The organism is Lysobacter sp. HA18 (assembly GCF_054057595.1).
In genome coordinates this window covers 1,700,005-1,715,096 of sequence record NZ_JBSRZL010000001.1, presented here as the reverse complement: position 1 = coordinate 1,715,096, position 15,092 = coordinate 1,700,005, and the positions used below count along the sequence as shown (strand labels likewise).

General features: G+C 66.3%; 8 protein-coding genes and 2 pseudogenes. 4 read left to right on the top strand and 6 right to left on the bottom strand.

All coding sequences use genetic code 11. The features are described 5' to 3' along the window. Positions 1-65: 65 nt before the first annotated feature. Positions 66-5,019 (bottom strand): annotated as a pseudogene (locus ACVWWW_RS08590) (NAD-glutamate dehydrogenase). Positions 5,020-5,155: 136 nt separating this feature from the next. Then, complete coding sequence (locus ACVWWW_RS08585) at positions 5,156-6,340, bottom strand: acyl-CoA dehydrogenase family protein (RefSeq protein WP_456998748.1); 1,185 nt, start codon at positions 6,338-6,340, stop codon at positions 5,156-5,158. Positions 6,341-6,457: 117 nt separating this feature from the next. Here ACVWWW_RS08585 and ACVWWW_RS08580 point away from each other — a divergent pair. The 4 genes and pseudogenes from ACVWWW_RS08580 to ACVWWW_RS08565 all read left to right on the top strand — a co-directional run bounded on the left by ACVWWW_RS08580 (position 6,458) and on the right by ACVWWW_RS08565 (position 12,002). Further along, positions 6,458-7,418, top strand: a pseudogene (locus ACVWWW_RS08580) (ArsR/SmtB family transcription factor). Continuing rightward, positions 7,415-8,509, top strand: coding sequence for a homocysteine S-methyltransferase family protein (locus ACVWWW_RS08575; protein WP_027083039.1), 1,095 nt, complete (start codon positions 7,415-7,417; stop codon positions 8,507-8,509). Before ACVWWW_RS08580 ends, ACVWWW_RS08575 begins: the two are co-directional and overlap by 4 nt. Before the next feature lie 13 nt (positions 8,510-8,522). After that, the gene (gene metH / locus ACVWWW_RS08570) at positions 8,523-11,309 is read left to right on the top strand and encodes a methionine synthase (RefSeq protein ID WP_081672091.1); all 2,787 of its coding nucleotides are present in this window, start codon (positions 8,523-8,525) and stop codon (positions 11,307-11,309) included. 30 nt (positions 11,310-11,339) lie between these two features. Continuing rightward, on the top strand, positions 11,340-12,002 hold the full coding sequence (locus tag ACVWWW_RS08565) for a hypothetical protein (protein ID WP_027083037.1): 663 nt from the start codon (positions 11,340-11,342) through the stop codon (positions 12,000-12,002). 4 nt (positions 12,003-12,006) lie between these two features. On the opposite strand, the gene ACVWWW_RS08560 is transcribed toward ACVWWW_RS08565, so the two are convergent. Genes ACVWWW_RS08560 through ACVWWW_RS08545 form a run of 4 tightly spaced genes read right to left on the bottom strand, consistent with a single transcriptional unit; the run spans position 12,007 to position 15,068 of the window. After that, positions 12,007-12,636, bottom strand: coding sequence for a DUF2058 family protein (locus ACVWWW_RS08560; protein ID WP_027083036.1), 630 nt, complete (start codon positions 12,634-12,636; stop codon positions 12,007-12,009). Positions 12,637-12,645: 9 nt separating this feature from the next. Then, a complete protein-coding gene (locus ACVWWW_RS08555) occupies positions 12,646-12,876 on the bottom strand; it encodes a SlyX family protein (protein ID WP_027083035.1) in 231 nt (76 codons plus the stop codon). Then, positions 12,873-14,210 carry a UDP-glucose dehydrogenase family protein gene (locus ACVWWW_RS08550; protein ID WP_027083034.1) on the bottom strand — a complete coding sequence of 446 codons (1,338 nt, stop codon included), beginning with the start codon at positions 14,208-14,210 and terminating at the stop codon, positions 12,873-12,875. The genes ACVWWW_RS08555 and ACVWWW_RS08550 overlap by 4 nt, the downstream gene beginning before the upstream one ends. Before the next feature lie 45 nt (positions 14,211-14,255). Beyond that, the gene (locus tag ACVWWW_RS08545; RefSeq protein WP_196804364.1) at positions 14,256-15,068 is read right to left on the bottom strand and encodes an FKBP-type peptidyl-prolyl cis-trans isomerase; all 813 of its coding nucleotides are present in this window, start codon (positions 15,066-15,068) and stop codon (positions 14,256-14,258) included. Between the last annotated feature and the right edge of the window lie 24 nt (positions 15,069-15,092).

Genomic DNA, 15,092 nt, shown 5'->3' with positions numbered 1-15,092 from the left:
GCCCGCCGCAATGCGACGGGCTGTCACGTTTCCCTCGACGGCGCGGCGAACCGCGCCGTGTCGCGTCAGGCGCCCTGTGCGAGCTGCGCGAGACGTCGCACGGCCACCGACACCGTCGGATAGTCGAGCGACTTCTGCGACGCCAGTTCCGACAGCATCGTCAGCGTGAAGCGCAGGCTGGAATCGTCGCGCTGCAGCCACGACTCGACCTTCCCGTCCGCCGGCTTGCGCCCGCCCTCGGCCAGGATGTGGCCGACCAGTGCACGCTGCTGTGCACCGAGCTCGTCACGCAACGAGCCGCGAGCAAGCGCCTGCCAGCGGCTGTCGACCGGCAATGCTTCGATCTGGTCGTACAGCCACGACAGGTGCAACGCGCTGCTGAAGGCGAAGTAGGCCTTGGTGACCTCCGCCGCCGCGAGCTTGCGCGCCTGCGCGATCTCGACGATGTCCATCGACGCATCGAGCAGCGGCAGCGACGCCAGCTGCTGCGCGAGCGTGGCCGGAATGCCGCGACCGCGCCAGTCCGCTGCACGCTGCTCGTAAGCGGCGCGCAGATCCTTGGTCATCGCCTGCTCGAGCGAATCGCGCACTGCACGGATGCCGTCGCCGTAACGCACGACCGCCGCCTCGATCGCCGGGATAGCGCCCGGACGCGACAGCAGCCAGCGCGTGATCGACCGCATCAGGTGCCAGATCGCCATCAGCGCATCGACCTGCGCGGACTCCACCACCTTGCCGTCGAGCGCGTCGATCTGCGCCCACATATCGCGCGCTTCCAGCGCTTCGCGGGCGATGGTGTAGGCCTTGGCGATCTCCGCCGGCGTACGGCCGGTGTCTTCCTGCATGCGCAGCACGAACGTCGCGCCCATGCGGTTGACCATCGAGTTCGTCACCGCGGTGGCGATGATCTCGCGCTTCAGGCGATGGCCTTCCATCTGCTTGGTGTACTTCTCCTGCAGGGGCTTCGGGAAGTAGCGCACCAGCTCCTTGGAGAGGTACGGATCTTCCGGCACGTCGGACTGCACGAGCTGCGGGAACAGCACCAGCTTGCTGTACGACAGCAGCACCGACAGTTCCGGACGCGTCAGGCCCTGCCCGCGTGCCTTGCGATCAGCGAAGTCGGCATCGGACGGCAGGAACTCGATCTGACGATCGAGCAGGCCCTGCGATTCCAGCGTGCGGATGAAGTGCTGCTTCGACCCGAGGCGCGAAACCGACATACGCTCCATCATCGACAACGCCTGGTTCTGGCGGTAGTTGTCGGTGAGCACGAGGTCGCCGACTTCGTCCGTCATCGACGCCAGGAGCTTGTTGCGCTGGTCGAACGTGAGCTTCTTCTGCTGCACGGCCGCGTTGAGCAGGATCTTGATGTTGACCTCGTGATCCGAGGTGTCCACGCCCGCCGAATTGTCGATGAAGTCGGTATTGAGCAGCACGCCATGCTGCGCGGCTTCGATGCGGCCGAGCTGCGTCAGGCCGAGGTTGCCGCCCTCGCCGATCACGCGGCAACGCAGGTCGCGGCCGTCGACGCGCAACGCGTTGTTGGCGCGATCGCCGACATCCGCATGCGTTTCGCGGCTGGACTTCACGTACGTGCCAATGCCGCCATTCCACAGCAGGTCGACCGGCGCACGCAGGATCGCGCTCATCAGTTCCGACGGGCTCATCGACTCGACGGATGCATCGATCCCGAGCGCCTGCTTGACCTGCGGGCTCAGCGGAATCGACTTGGCCGAACGCGAATAGATGCCGCCGCCCTTGCTGATGAGCTTGGTGTCGTAATCCTCCCAGCTCGAACGCGGCAGCTTGAACATGCGCTCGCGTTCCTTGAACGACTTCGCCGCATCCGGCGTCGGGTCCAGGAAGATGTGGCGGTGGTCGAACGCGGCGAGCAGCACGATGTGCTTGCTGAGCAGCATGCCGTTGCCGAACACGTCGCCCGACATGTCGCCGATGCCGACGACGGTGAAGTCCTGCTTCTGTGAGTCGCGACCCATTGCGCGGAAGTGGCGCTTGACCGACTCCCACGCACCACGCGCGGTGATGCCCATGCCCTTGTGGTCGTAACCGACCGACCCGCCCGACGCGAAGGCGTCGTCGAGCCAGAAGCCGTGCTCGCGCGCGATGCCGTTCGCGATGTCGGAGAACGTCGCAGTGCCCTTGTCGGCGGCGACGACCAGGTACGGATCGTCGTTGTCGTAACGCACGACATCGTTCGGCGCGATGATCTTGCCGTCAACGATGTTGTCGGTGATGTCCAGCAGGCCGTTGATGAACATGCTGTAGCAGGCGATGCCTTCGGCCTGCACCGCATCACGGTCGCCACCCACCGGCGGACGCTTCACGAAGAAGCCGCCCTTCGAACCGACCGGCACGATCACGGTGTTCTTCACCATCTGCGCTTTGACGAGGCCCAGCACTTCGGTGCGGAAATCCTCGCGACGGTCGGACCAGCGCAGGCCACCACGCGCGACGGGGCCGAAGCGCAGGTGCACGCCTTCCACGCGCGGGCCGTACACGAAGATCTCGCGATACGGGCGCGGTTTCGGCAGGTCCGGCACCTTCGCCGAATCGAACTTGTAGCTGACGTAGCCGGTCGACGCGCCACCGCGCTCGCTCTGGTAATAGCTGGTGCGCAGTGTGGCTTCGATCACGCCCATGAAGCTGCGCAGGATGCGGTCTTCGTCGAGGCTGGACACGCGGTCCATCAGCCCGAAGATCGCGTCGCGCGCGGCCTGTGCCTGACCGTCGCGCTTGCCGGCGCGTGCTTCGATGACCGGCTTCGCGGCCGCCGAAAGCGCCGCATCGTCACCCGCGAGACGCACGAGCTGCGCCTCGAACTTCTGCATCCCCGCGCGGATTTCCGCCTTGCTTTCCTTGCCGGTGGCCGGGTCGAAGCGCGCTTCGAACAGCTCGACCAGCAGGCGCGCGATCATGGGGTAACGCGACAGCGTCTGCTCCATGTACGCCTGCGAGAACGGCACGCCGACCTGCAGCAGGTACTTGCAGTACGCGCGCAGCATCGCGACCTGCCGCCACGACATGCCGGCGGCGAGGATCAGTCGATTGAAGCCGTCGTTCTCGGCCTGTCCGCGCCAGATGGCGGCGAAGGCTTCCTCGAAGTCCTGGTCGATCTCGGTGACTTCGAGCGCACGCGGGTACTCGACCTCGAAGTCCTGGATGAAGAACACTTTGCCCGCGGCTTCGATGCGGTACGGGTGCTCCGCGATGACGCGCAGCCCCATGTTCTCCATCATCGGCAGCGCGTCGGACAGCGGAATGTCGTCGCCTTCGCGGTAGAACTTGAAGCGCAGGCCGCCCTCGCCCTGATGGCTGCGATACAGGCTCAGGCGCAGGTCGTCGGCGCCCGACAACGCAGCCAGATGCTCGACATCGTTCGCCGCAACTTCGGCTGACACGTTCTCGATGTAGCCCGCCGGCAGCGCACGTCCGTACGCGTTCGCGAGCGGCAGACCAGTGTTTTCGCCATGACGGGCGATCAGCTGGTCGCGCAGGTCGTCCGCCCAGTTGCGCACGATCTGCGCAAGGTGCGCTTCGATCGCGGCGACGTCGACGTCCGGCACGGTGCCCGAATGACCATCCGCCGGCTTCGGTCGCACCATGATGTGCAGCTGCGCGAGCGGCGACTCACCGAGCTGCACCGACGAATCGACGTGCTCGGCGTTGAGCATCTCCTTGAGCATCGTCTCGATGCGCAGGCGCACTTCGGTGTTGAAGCGATCGCGCGGGATGTAGACCAGTGCCGAATAGAAACGGCCGTACTTGTCGCGGCGCATGAAGATGCGGCTGCGCACGCGTTCCTGCAGGCCGAGCACGCCCATGCCGGTGCGATACAGCTCGTCCTCGCCCGACTGGAACAGCTCGTCGCGCGGCAGCGTTTCGAGGATGTGCTTGAGCGCCTTGCCGCTGTGGCCATCCGTCGGCAGGCCCGACTTCTCCATCACGTGCTCGTAGCGACGACGCACCAGCGGGATGTCCCACGGGCGACGCGTGTACGCGCTCGACGTGAACAGCCCGAGGAAGCGCTCTTCGCGCACGGGCTTGCCGTTCTTGTCGAAACTCAGGACGCCGATGTAATCCATGTAACCGCGGCGGTGCACGGTGGCGCGCGCGTTGGTCTTGGTCAGGATCAGCGCGTCGACGGCGCCCGAGTGCTCCATGTAATGCGCAGCCAGCGACGACAGCGGACGCGGCTTGCCGCGCTCTTCGCCACACAACAGGCCGAGGCCCGTGCCGGGCACGGCCTGCAGCACTTCCTGCTTGCCCTGCTTCGCGACTTCGTACTCGCGGAAGCCAAGGAAGGTGAAGTGGTTATCGGCGGCCCAACGCAGGAACTCCTGCGCCTCGCGCACGTTGTCCGGCTCGAGCGGCGAACGACGCTCGCCCAGTTCGTCCGCCACCTGCAGCATCTTGTCCTGCATCGCGGACCAGTCTTTGACGATGGCGCGCACGTCTTCGAGCACGCGATGCACGGCGGTCTCGATCTCCGCCATCGTCTCGACGCTCTGACGATCGATCTCCAGATGCATCAGCGATTCAGGATTGCCTTCGCCGATGCCGGTTGACGCGGCCGGCGCGATCACGCGCGACCGGCACGACCGGGTGGCCGAGCACGTGCACGGCGATGCCGCGCTCGGCGAGCGCGAGCGTCACGGAGTCGACGAGGAACGGCATGTCGTCGTTCGCGACCTGTAGCACCGTGTGCGCCGATTCCCAGCCGTTCGTACGCAGCGTCGGGTTGAACAGGCGGACCAGCGTAGTGCCCGGCTTGCGGGTGCGCATGAACTCGACGAAGCCCGCCGCGAGCGCGGCCCAGGCCTGCGGCGAATGCTGCGGGAACTCGTCCGTCGTCATGCGCTTGTAGAAGACGCGCGCAAAGGATTCGGCCAGCGCCTGCTGCGCCTTCGGCAGCGTGGCGCTGAGTGCGGCGACGATCTGGTCGACGACGCTGTCGTCGACGCGACGGGTGGTGCGGGAAGCGGTGCGTTTCGTGGTCATGTGAGGCGACTCCCTGTGCCGGCATCCGTACGCCGGCGTTCGGATCCTTCAAAAAGGAAACGCCGGCGCGGGCATCGCGTCCGGGCCGAAGCCCGAACGTCGACGCCGCATCGCCGGCGACGTGCTCATTGCAGGCTCAGCGCAAGCCTGTCTCGTTGCGAGCGATCACGAGGCGCTGGATCTCGCTCGTGCCTTCGTAGATCTCGGTGATCTTCGCGTCGCGGAAATAACGCTCGATCGGCATCTCCTTCGAATAACCCATGCCGCCGTGGATCTGCAGCGCCTGGTGGGTGATCCACATGGCAGCCTCGGACGAGGTGAGCTTGGCGACGGCAGCCTCGGTGCTGAAACGCGCGCCGCCCTTGTCGAACTCGCCCTTCTGCCACGCCGCGCGCAGCGTGAGCAGCAGCGACGCGTCGAGCTTGCACTTCATGTCGGCGATCTTGGCCTGCGTCATCTGGAACGTGCCGATCGGCGCACCGAAGGCCTTGCGTTCCTTGACGTACGCGAGCGTCGCTTCGTACGCGGCGCGCGAGATGCCAATCGCCTGCGACGCGATGCCGATGCGGCCGGCGTCGAGCACGCTCATCGCGATCTTGAAGCCTTCGCCTTCGGCGCCGAGCACTTCGTCCGCCTGCACGGCGTAATCGTTGAACTCGATCTCGCAGGTCGCCGACGCGCGGATGCCGAGCTTGGGCTCGGTCTTCCCGCGACCGAAGCCGGCGCGCGTGGTGTCGACCATGAATGCCGTGATGCCACGCGCGCCCTTGTCGGGGTCGGTCATCGCGAACAGCACGATGTACTTCGCGACGGGGCCGGAGGTGATCCAGCTCTTCTTGCCGTTGACGATGTAGGTGCCATCGGGCTGCTTGGTCGCTTTGCAGCGCATCGCGGTAGCGTCGGAGCCGGACTGCGGTTCGGTCAGCGCGAACGCACCGATCTCGCGGCCTTCGGCAATGGCGCGCACGTAGAGCTGCTTCTGCGCCTCCGTGCCGTACTTCAGGATGCCGTTGCAGAACAGCGAGTTGTTGACCGACATGATCGTCGAGTGCGCCGCGTCGGCCGCGGCGATCTCGACCATCGCGAGCACGTAGCTCACCGGGTCCATGCCCGCGCCGCCGTACTCGGCCGGCACCTCGATGCCCATCAGGCCGTTCTCGCCCAGCGTGCGGATGTTGTCGAGCGGGAATTCGCCCGTTCGGTCGAAGTGCTCCGCGCTCGGCGCGATCTTCTCCTGCGCGATGCGGCGCGCAACGTCCTGGATCATCAACTGCTCTTCGGTGAAGCGGAAATCCACGTCGGCACCTCGAATTGGGCGGATGACTGCAAAGCCCGCGAATTGTACCGGGATGCACGTTGCGGCCGCCTCCCCGCTTGACCCCCGCGGCCCCGGCGAGGACACTTATCTCTCTATCGCGATACGTTGATAAATAGACGCATGGACCTCGAAGCCTGGTCGGGCCAGCTCAAGACCTTCGCCGACGCCACCCGCGTCCGCCTGCTCGCGCTGCTCGAGCGCGAGGAGCTGACCGTCGCCGAGCTCTCCTCGATCACCCGGCTCGCCCCAGCCGCGCGTGTCCACGCATCTCGCTCGCCTGAAGGACGCCGGCCTGGTGCGCGATCGCCGCGCCGGCGTGTCCGCCTACTACCGATTCGACGACGAATCGCTGGAGCCCGCGCAGTCGGCGTTGTGGCGAATGCTGCGCGACGGCAGCGATGATCCGCTGCTGCGCCAGGACGCCGAACGCGTGCCGGCCGTGCTCGCGAGCCGCGCCGCGGACCAGAACTGGGCCGACACCGTCGCCGGCGACATGGAACGCCATTACTCGCCGGGCCGCACGTGGGAAGCACTCGCGCGCTCTGCGCTGCCGCTGATGGAAACCGGCGACGTGCTGGACATCGCGTCAGGCGACGGCGTGCTCGCAGAACTCATCGCGCCGCATTCGAGCCGTTACGTCTGCCTCGACGCGAGCAGCAAGGTCGTGCTGGCCGCATCGGAGCGCCTACGTCGCCTGAGCAACGTCGAGGTGATCGAAGGTGACATGCACGCGCTGTCGTTCGACGACGGCAGCTTCGACCTCGTCGTGCTCATGCATGCGCTCACCTACGCCGACGAACCGGCGAAAGCGGTCGCCGAAGCCGCGCGCGTGCTGCGACCCGGCGGACGCCTGTTGCTGAGCAGTCTCGCGAAGCACGAGCACCGTGCGGTCGTCGAGGCCTACGGCCACGTCAACCTCGGCTTCAGCGAGAAAGACCTGCAGCGTTTCGCAACCAAGGCCGGGCTGGACGTGCTGAGCAGCGGCGTCGTCACCCGCGAACGCCGCCCGCCGCATTTTGAAGTGCTTTCGATCATCGCGCGCAAACCGGGTGCCGGTGCGCGCGGGAGAACCTCACGATGAAAATGATTCCCTACGTCAATCCGGAACGCGCGGCCACGCTCGAAAAGCTCCTGGCCGAACGCATCCTAGTGCTCGACGGCGCGATGGGGACGATGATCCAGCAGCACGAGCTGTCGGAAGCCGACTACCGCGGTACCCGCTTCGTCGAAGGTTTCGATGCGACGCGCACGCTCGACGCGCACCAGCACGGCACGGGCTGCGGCTGCGCGCACGACCAGCGCGGCAACAACGACCTGCTGAGCCTTACGCGCCCAGAAATCATCGCCGGCATCCATCGCGAATATCTGCTGGCGGGTGCGGATCTCGTCGAAACCAACACGTTCAACTCGACGTCGATCTCGCTGGCGGACTACGGCCTTTCGCACCTTGCGCGTGAACTCAACGAAGCCGGTGCGCGACTCGCGCGACAGGTCTGCGACGAGGTCGAACGCATCGACGGTCGCCCGCGTTTCGTAATCGGCGTTCTCGGCCCGACCAGCCGCACGGCGTCGCTCAGCCCCGACGTCAATCGTCCCGGCTATCGCGCGGTGACGTTCGACGACCTGCGCATCGCGTATCGCGAAGCCGCGGACGGCCTGATCGACGGCGGCGCCGACGTGCTGATGGTTGAGACCATCTTCGACACGCTCAACGCCAAGGCTGCGCTGTTCGCGATCGAGGAGGCCTTCGACGCACGCGGCGCGCGACTGCCTGTACTGATCTCGGGCACGATCACCGATGCATCGGGTCGCACACTGTCCGGCCAGACGGCCGAAGCGTTCTGGTACTCCGTGCGTCACGCGCGCCCGCTCGCGATCGGGCTCAACTGCGCGCTCGGTGCCAAGGAGCTGCGCCAGCACGTCGACGTGCTCGCACAGGTCGCCGATGCCTACGTCAGCGCGCATCCGAACGCCGGCCTTCCGAATGCGTTCGGCGGTTACGACGAGACGCCGGAAGACATGGCCGAGGTGATCGGCGAGTTCGCACGCTCCGGCCTCGTCAATCTCGTCGGCGGCTGCTGCGGCACGACGCCCGCGCATATCGCCGCGATCGCGGAAGTCGTGCGCGGCCTCACGCCGCGCGCACTTCCGCGTCTCGCCGACGCGGCCTGATCGCCACTTTCGAATCACACGCGACGTCGCGAGACGTCGCACGCATTGCAGACCGATGACCGAACTCTTCCGCTACACCCGCCTCGCCGGCCTCGAGCCGCTCGTCGTCACGCCGCAGACGAACTTCGTCAACGTCGGCGAACGCACCAACGTCACCGGCTCGGCGCAGTTCAAGAAACTCATTCTCGACGGACGTTACGACGAAGCCGTCGTGGTCGCACGCCAGCAGGTCGAGAACGGCGCGCAGGTCATCGACGTCAACATGGACGAAGGCATGCTCGATTCCGAGCACGCCATGGTGACGTTCCTCAACCTGATGGCCGCCGAGCCCGACATCGCGCGCGTGCCGGTGATGGTCGACAGCTCGAAGTGGTCGGTGATCGAAGCCGGCCTGAAGTGCCTGCAGGGCAAGGGCATCGTCAACTCGATCTCGATGAAGGAAGGCGAGGACGAATTCCTGCGACAGGCGCGGCTTGTGCGTCGCTATGGCGCGGCCGTCGTCGTCATGGCGTTCGACGAACAAGGGCAGGCCGACACCGTCGAGCGCAAGGTCGACATCTGTTCGCGCGCCTATGCGCTGCTCACCGGGGAGATCGGTTTCCCGCCGGAAGACATCATCTTCGACCCGAACGTGTTCGCGATCGCCACGGGCATCGAGGAACACGACGGTTATGCGGTCGCCTTCATCGAGGCCGCGCGCGAACTCAAGCGACGCTTCCCGCACAGCCATATCTCCGGCGGCGTCTCGAACGTATCGTTCTCCTTCCGCGGCAACGAACCGGTGCGTCAGGCGATCCACGTGGTGTTCCTGTATCACGCGATCCGCGCGGGCATGGACATGGGCATCGTCAATGCGGGCGCCCTGCCCCTTTACGACGATCTCGAGCCCGACCTGCGCGAGCGCGTCGAGGACGTCGTGCTGAACCGTCGCAAGGATTCGACCGAGCGCCTTCTGGAGATCGCCGACAAGTACAAAGGGAAAAAAGGCGAGAAGCGCGTCGAGGACCTGCGCTGGCGTGAAAAACCGGTGCGCGAGCGCCTGAGTCATTCGCTGGTGCACGGTATCGACGCCTACATCGATGGCGACGTGGAGGAAGCGCGCGCGTTGTCGACGCGTCCGCTCGACGTCATCGAAGGCCCGCTGATGGATGGCATGAACGTCGTGGGCGATCTGTTCGGCGCCGGCAAGATGTTCCTGCCGCAGGTGGTGAAGTCCGCGCGCGTCATGAAGAAGGCGGTCGCCTACCTGCTTCCGTATATCGAAGCGGAAAAGCTGCGCACCGGCGACGTCGGTCGCTCGAACGGCAAGATCGTGATGGCGACCGTAAAGGGCGACGTGCACGACATCGGCAAGAACATCGTCGGCGTCGTGCTCGCCTGCAATAACTTCGAGGTGATCGACCTCGGCGTGATGGTGCCGGCGCAGGTGATCCTCGACCGCGCGAAGGCGGAGAACGCGGATCTGGTCGGCCTATCGGGACTGATCACGCCCTCGCTGGAAGAAATGAGCCACGTAGCGCGCGAAATGCAGCGACAGGGCCTGCAGATGCCGCTGTTGATCGGCGGCGCCACGACCTCGCGTGCGCACACCGCGCTGAAGATCGATCCGCATTACAAGGCGCCGACGGTGTGGGTGAAGGACGCTTCGCGTGCGGTCGGCGTCGCGCAGTCGCTGATCTCCGTCGACCTGCGCGCGCCCTTCGTCGCCGCCAACCAGGCCGATTACGCCGAGATCCGCGAACGTCATCGCAATCGTGGTGACGGCAAGCGCCTCGTGTCGCTCGACAAGGCGCGCGCGCAGCGCTTCGACGGCGGCTGGGACGTGCACGCGCCGATGGCGCCGCGCGTGACCGGCGTGCATGTGTTCGACGACTACCCGCTTGCCGAACTCGTCGACTACATCGACTGGACGCCGTTCTTCAACACGTGGGAACTCGCGGGTCGCTATCCCGAAATCCTGAACGACGCGGTCGTCGGCTCACAGGCGCGCGAGCTGTTTCGCGACGCAAAAGCGATGCTGCATCGCATCGTCTCCGAGCGCTGGCTGCGCGCGAAGGCGGTGTTCGGTATGTGGCCCGCCAAGGCAGTCGGCGACGATGTCGACGTTCGCATCGTTGCCGGTGCGCCTGCATCGGACGGGCTGCGCCATTGCCGCCCCGTTGACGGACTCGCCGACTCCACGGTCCGCCTGCACTTCCTGCGTCAGCAGGTCGACAAGCCCATCGATCGTCCCGACTTCTGCCTCGCCGATTTCATCGCGCCGGCCGATACCGGCCGCGATGACTGGATCGGTGCGTTCGCGGTCACCGCAGGCCTAGGCATCGAGGAGCACGTGGCGCGCTTCGAAGCCGACCACGACGACTACAACGCCATCCTGCTCAAGGCGCTGGCCGACCGCCTGGCTGAAGCGCTGGCGGAACGCCTGCACCAGCGCGTGCGTCGCGAGTTCTGGGGCTATGCGGCCAACGAGACGCTGGACAACAACGCGCTGATCGCCGAACGCTACGTCGGCATCCGCCCGGCGCCCGGCTATCCGGCCTGCCCCGAACACAGCGAGAAGTCGACGCTGTTCCGCCTGCTCGACGCGCAGCAACGTGCGGGCATCGAACTGACCGAAAGCTTCGCGATGTATCCGGCGTCGTCGGTGTCGGGCTACTACTTCAGCCACCCGAAGAGCCAGTACTTCGTGGTCGGCCGCGTGTCGAAGGAACAGGTTGCGGATTACGCGCGCCGCAAGGGCGTCGAAGTCGCGCAGGTCGAGCGCTGGCTGGCGTCGAATCTGGACTACGATCCCGAGTGACGGCGGACGCCGCCCACTTCGATCTGCGACATGGATAACGCGCGGTTTCTCCTCGAGCATGCAGGGCCGGGCCGCATCGGCCTCTGCGGTGGACGCGATCCGGTCAGCCGCCTGATCCGCAAGGCACAGGCACCGCTGACCGCCGACGGGCATCGCAGCCTCTGGTCGCACGCGTTCCTGTTCACCGAGAAGCGTGTCGATGGACGCTGGTGGGTGATCGAATCCGACCTCGACGTGCGATACCGCCAAGTGCGGCTCGGCGCGCAGGAAAACCGCTTGGATCGCTACTTCGACGACGAAGCGTTTCCGAATGTCGCCGTGCTCGATTTCGGACTCGACGCGGCGCAGGTAGCCGCGTGCCATACCGCCGCGCTCGACGTGGTGTCGGGCCTCGCGCACTACTCGATCCGAGAGCTCGTCGGCACGCTGCTCGGCATGCACAGCACGCGCCTGCGACGCCGCGACAACCTGCTCGCGCGCGAAGGTGCGCTCTACTGCTCGGCGCTGGTGCAGCACTGCTTCGCGCAGGCGGGCGTCGAGCTGTTGCCGGATGTACCGGGCAAGAACGTCACGCCGCACGACATCGCGCAGTCACCGCTGCCGCATACCGCGCATCGACTGGTTCGCGACCTCGGCGTATCGACGGTGCGTCGCGTGATGCATGAAGCCGCCGACGCGCTCGGCGTCGACTAGCGAATTACCAGACCAAGTCGTCCGGCACCTGGTACTGCGGGTCGCTGTACGGGTCGTCGCCCGCCGCCGCATTCGGATCCACGCGCAGCGCAACGGCCTGCGGAAAGATCGCTTCGGCTTCGTCGAGCACGGGCACGGTCACCAGCACGTAGCGACCATCCAGCTGCAGCACGCCAAGCTCGCCCGCATTGAGCGCGCGCAGCTGTTCGGTGTTGACGTAGATGCGCTTGATCTTGCCGCCGTACGGGAAGTGACGCGCGATTTCGGCGTCCTTGTCGTTGAGCGACTTGTCCTTCAGGAATTCGGCGAGCTTGACGCGCGCCTCGCGACGCTTGCGCGCCTCTTCCTGACGCGCGGCTTCCGCAGCGATGCGCTCGTCCTTTTCCTTCTGGGCGCGCAGCGCATAGGCCTTGCCGAGATCAATCTCTTCCTGCGTGCGCGGACGGCGCGGCGCATTGGGCCGCGGGCCCGACGGCTTACCCTGCGGTGGTCGCGCACCCTTCCCCGCCGGACGGCGATCGTCACGACGCTGCGGCGGCGCGCCGGGCTTGGCCGGGGGCGCGTTGCGCTTCTCGGGTTTGGGCGCCGGCTTGAAGCCGAGGCCGAGGAGCTGGTCACGAAGGCTGTCGGTCATGACGATGAATCAATAGTGCGGGGGCGGCGGCTCGAGGCCCGGGTCGCCCGTGAGATCACTGGAAAGCCCGGCGCGAACCTGCCGCAGCTCGTCGAGCGCGCGTTGCAGCATCAGCACCAGGCGCGCGTTTTCCGAGCGCAGGTCGGCGAGCGCGTCGCTGAGCTCGCCCAGCGAGTGCTCCTGGAACGCGAGGCGCGTCTCCAGTTCGACCAGCCGATCGTCGAGCGTCGCGTCGCTCATGCGACGACCGAACGCCCGCGACCGATGCCGTAGTACGCGAGACCCGCGCCTTCGACTTCGTCGGGGTGGTAGAGATTGCGACCGTCGAACAGCACGGCGTCGGCTAGCCCCGCGCGCAGGCGGCTGAAGTCGGGGCTGCGGAACTGCTTCCACTCGGTGACGACGACGAGCGCGTCCGCATCGACCAGCGCGGCATTCGCGCTATCGCAGAGCACTAAATCGTCGCGGTCGCCGAAGATGCGATGCGTTTCCTCGCGCGCTTCCGGGTCATAGGCGCGCGCTTTCGCGCCGGCGTCCCACAACTGCTGCAGGAGCACGCGGCTGGACGCCTCGCGCATGTCGTCGGTGTTGGGTTTGAACGCGAGCCCCCAAACGGCGAACGTCTTGCCGGCAATGTTTCCGGCGTAATGACGCTCGATCAGCTCGAACAGATGCTGCTTCTGTCGTGCGTTCACCGCTTCGACCGCATGCAGCAGCTCGGCTTCGTAGCCGACGCCGTGCGCAGTTCGCGCGAGCGCCTGCACATCCTTCGGAAAACACGAGCCGCCGTAACCGGCACCGGGATAGATGAAGTGCCAGCCGATGCGCGGGTCCGAGCCGATGCCATGTCGAACCATCTCGATATCGGCACCGACGCGTTCGGCGATGTTCGCCATTTCGTTCATGAACGAAATCTTGGTCGCGAGCATCGCGTTCGCCGCGTACTTCGTCAGCTCCGCGGACCGCACGTCCATGAGCACGATGCGCTCGTGGTTGCGATTGAACGGCGCATACAGGCGCTTCAGTCGTTCGATGACCTGCGCGTCGCTCGCACCGATGACGATGCGATCCGGGCGCATGAAGTCGTTGACCGCATCGCCTTCCTTGAGGAATTCGGGATTCGACGCCACGCCGAACTCGATCTCGACGCCGCGCTTCGCAAGTTCCGCAGCGATCGCGCCGCGCACCTTGTCCGCGGTACCGACCGGCACGGTCGACTTGTTGACGACGACGCCGGGGCGATCGAGATGCTGGCCAATGGAGCGCGCGACCGCGAGCACGTACTGCAGGTCCGCACTGCCGTCTTCGCCGGGCGGCGTGCCGACGGCGATGAAGATGACCTCACCGCGCACGATCGCTTCCGCGGCGTCCGTGGTGAAGTTCAGTCGGCCGGCGGCGTGGTTCGCGCGCACCATCGGCGCGAGGCCCGGCTCGAAGATCGGGATCTCGCCGCGTTGCAGCGCGGCGACCTTGCCCGCATCGATATCGACGCAGACCACGTCATGGCCGACGTCCGCGAGGCACGTACCGGTGACGAGTCCTACGTAACCGGTACCGAAGATGGTGACGCGCATCGCGTGCTCCGAATGATGCGGCCCGGCCGGAGCCGGGCCCCTGGATCAGCCCTGCGGCATGCCTTCCGGCGCGCCCGGACCCGGACCCGCTGCGCCCGGCTTGCCGATGCCGATCAGCTCGACATCGAATACAAGCGTCGCGTTCGGCGGAATCGGGCCACCCGGCGTACCCGCTTCGCCATAGCCCAGCGACGCAGGGATCCACAGGCGGTACTTGCTGCCGACCGGCATCAGCTGGATGCCTTCGCGCCAGCCCGGAACGACCTGGCCGAGCGGCAACGTCGCCGGGCCGCCGTGGTCGTACGAGCTGTCGAACTTCGTGCCGTCGAGCAGCGTGCCCGTGTAGTGCACGGTGACGACGTCATCGGCCTTCGGCTTCGGGCCGGTACCTGCCTTGAGCACCTGGTACTGCAGGCCGCTCGCGGTGGTCTGCACGCCCGCCGCCTTCGCGTTCTTCGCGAAGAACTCCTGGCCTTCCTTCGAGTTCTTGCTCGCCGCCTGCATCTGGTCGGCGATGTGCTTGGCCTGCAGCTTCTGCGCGAACGCTTCGCGCACCTGCTGTGCCTGCTGCTCGTTCATCAGCGGCTTGCTGCCGTCGAGCGCGGCCTTCAGGCCCTTCTCGAGCGTGGGAAGGTCGACCTCATCCTTGACCTGCTTCAGCGTCTGGCCCATGTCGAGGCCGATCATGTAGCTCACGCGCTGCTTCTCGTCCTTCAGGCCGGGAATCGCGTTCGGGTCTTTCTTGTCTGCAGCGGCTTCGGTCTTGGGTGCCGGCGCGTTCTTGTTGCAACCGGCGGCAGCGAGCAGCGCGACGGACAGCGTGCTCAGCGCCAGCAGGCGCATCGGAGAAGCGTTCATTCGAAATCCTCTTTCGGGGCGGCT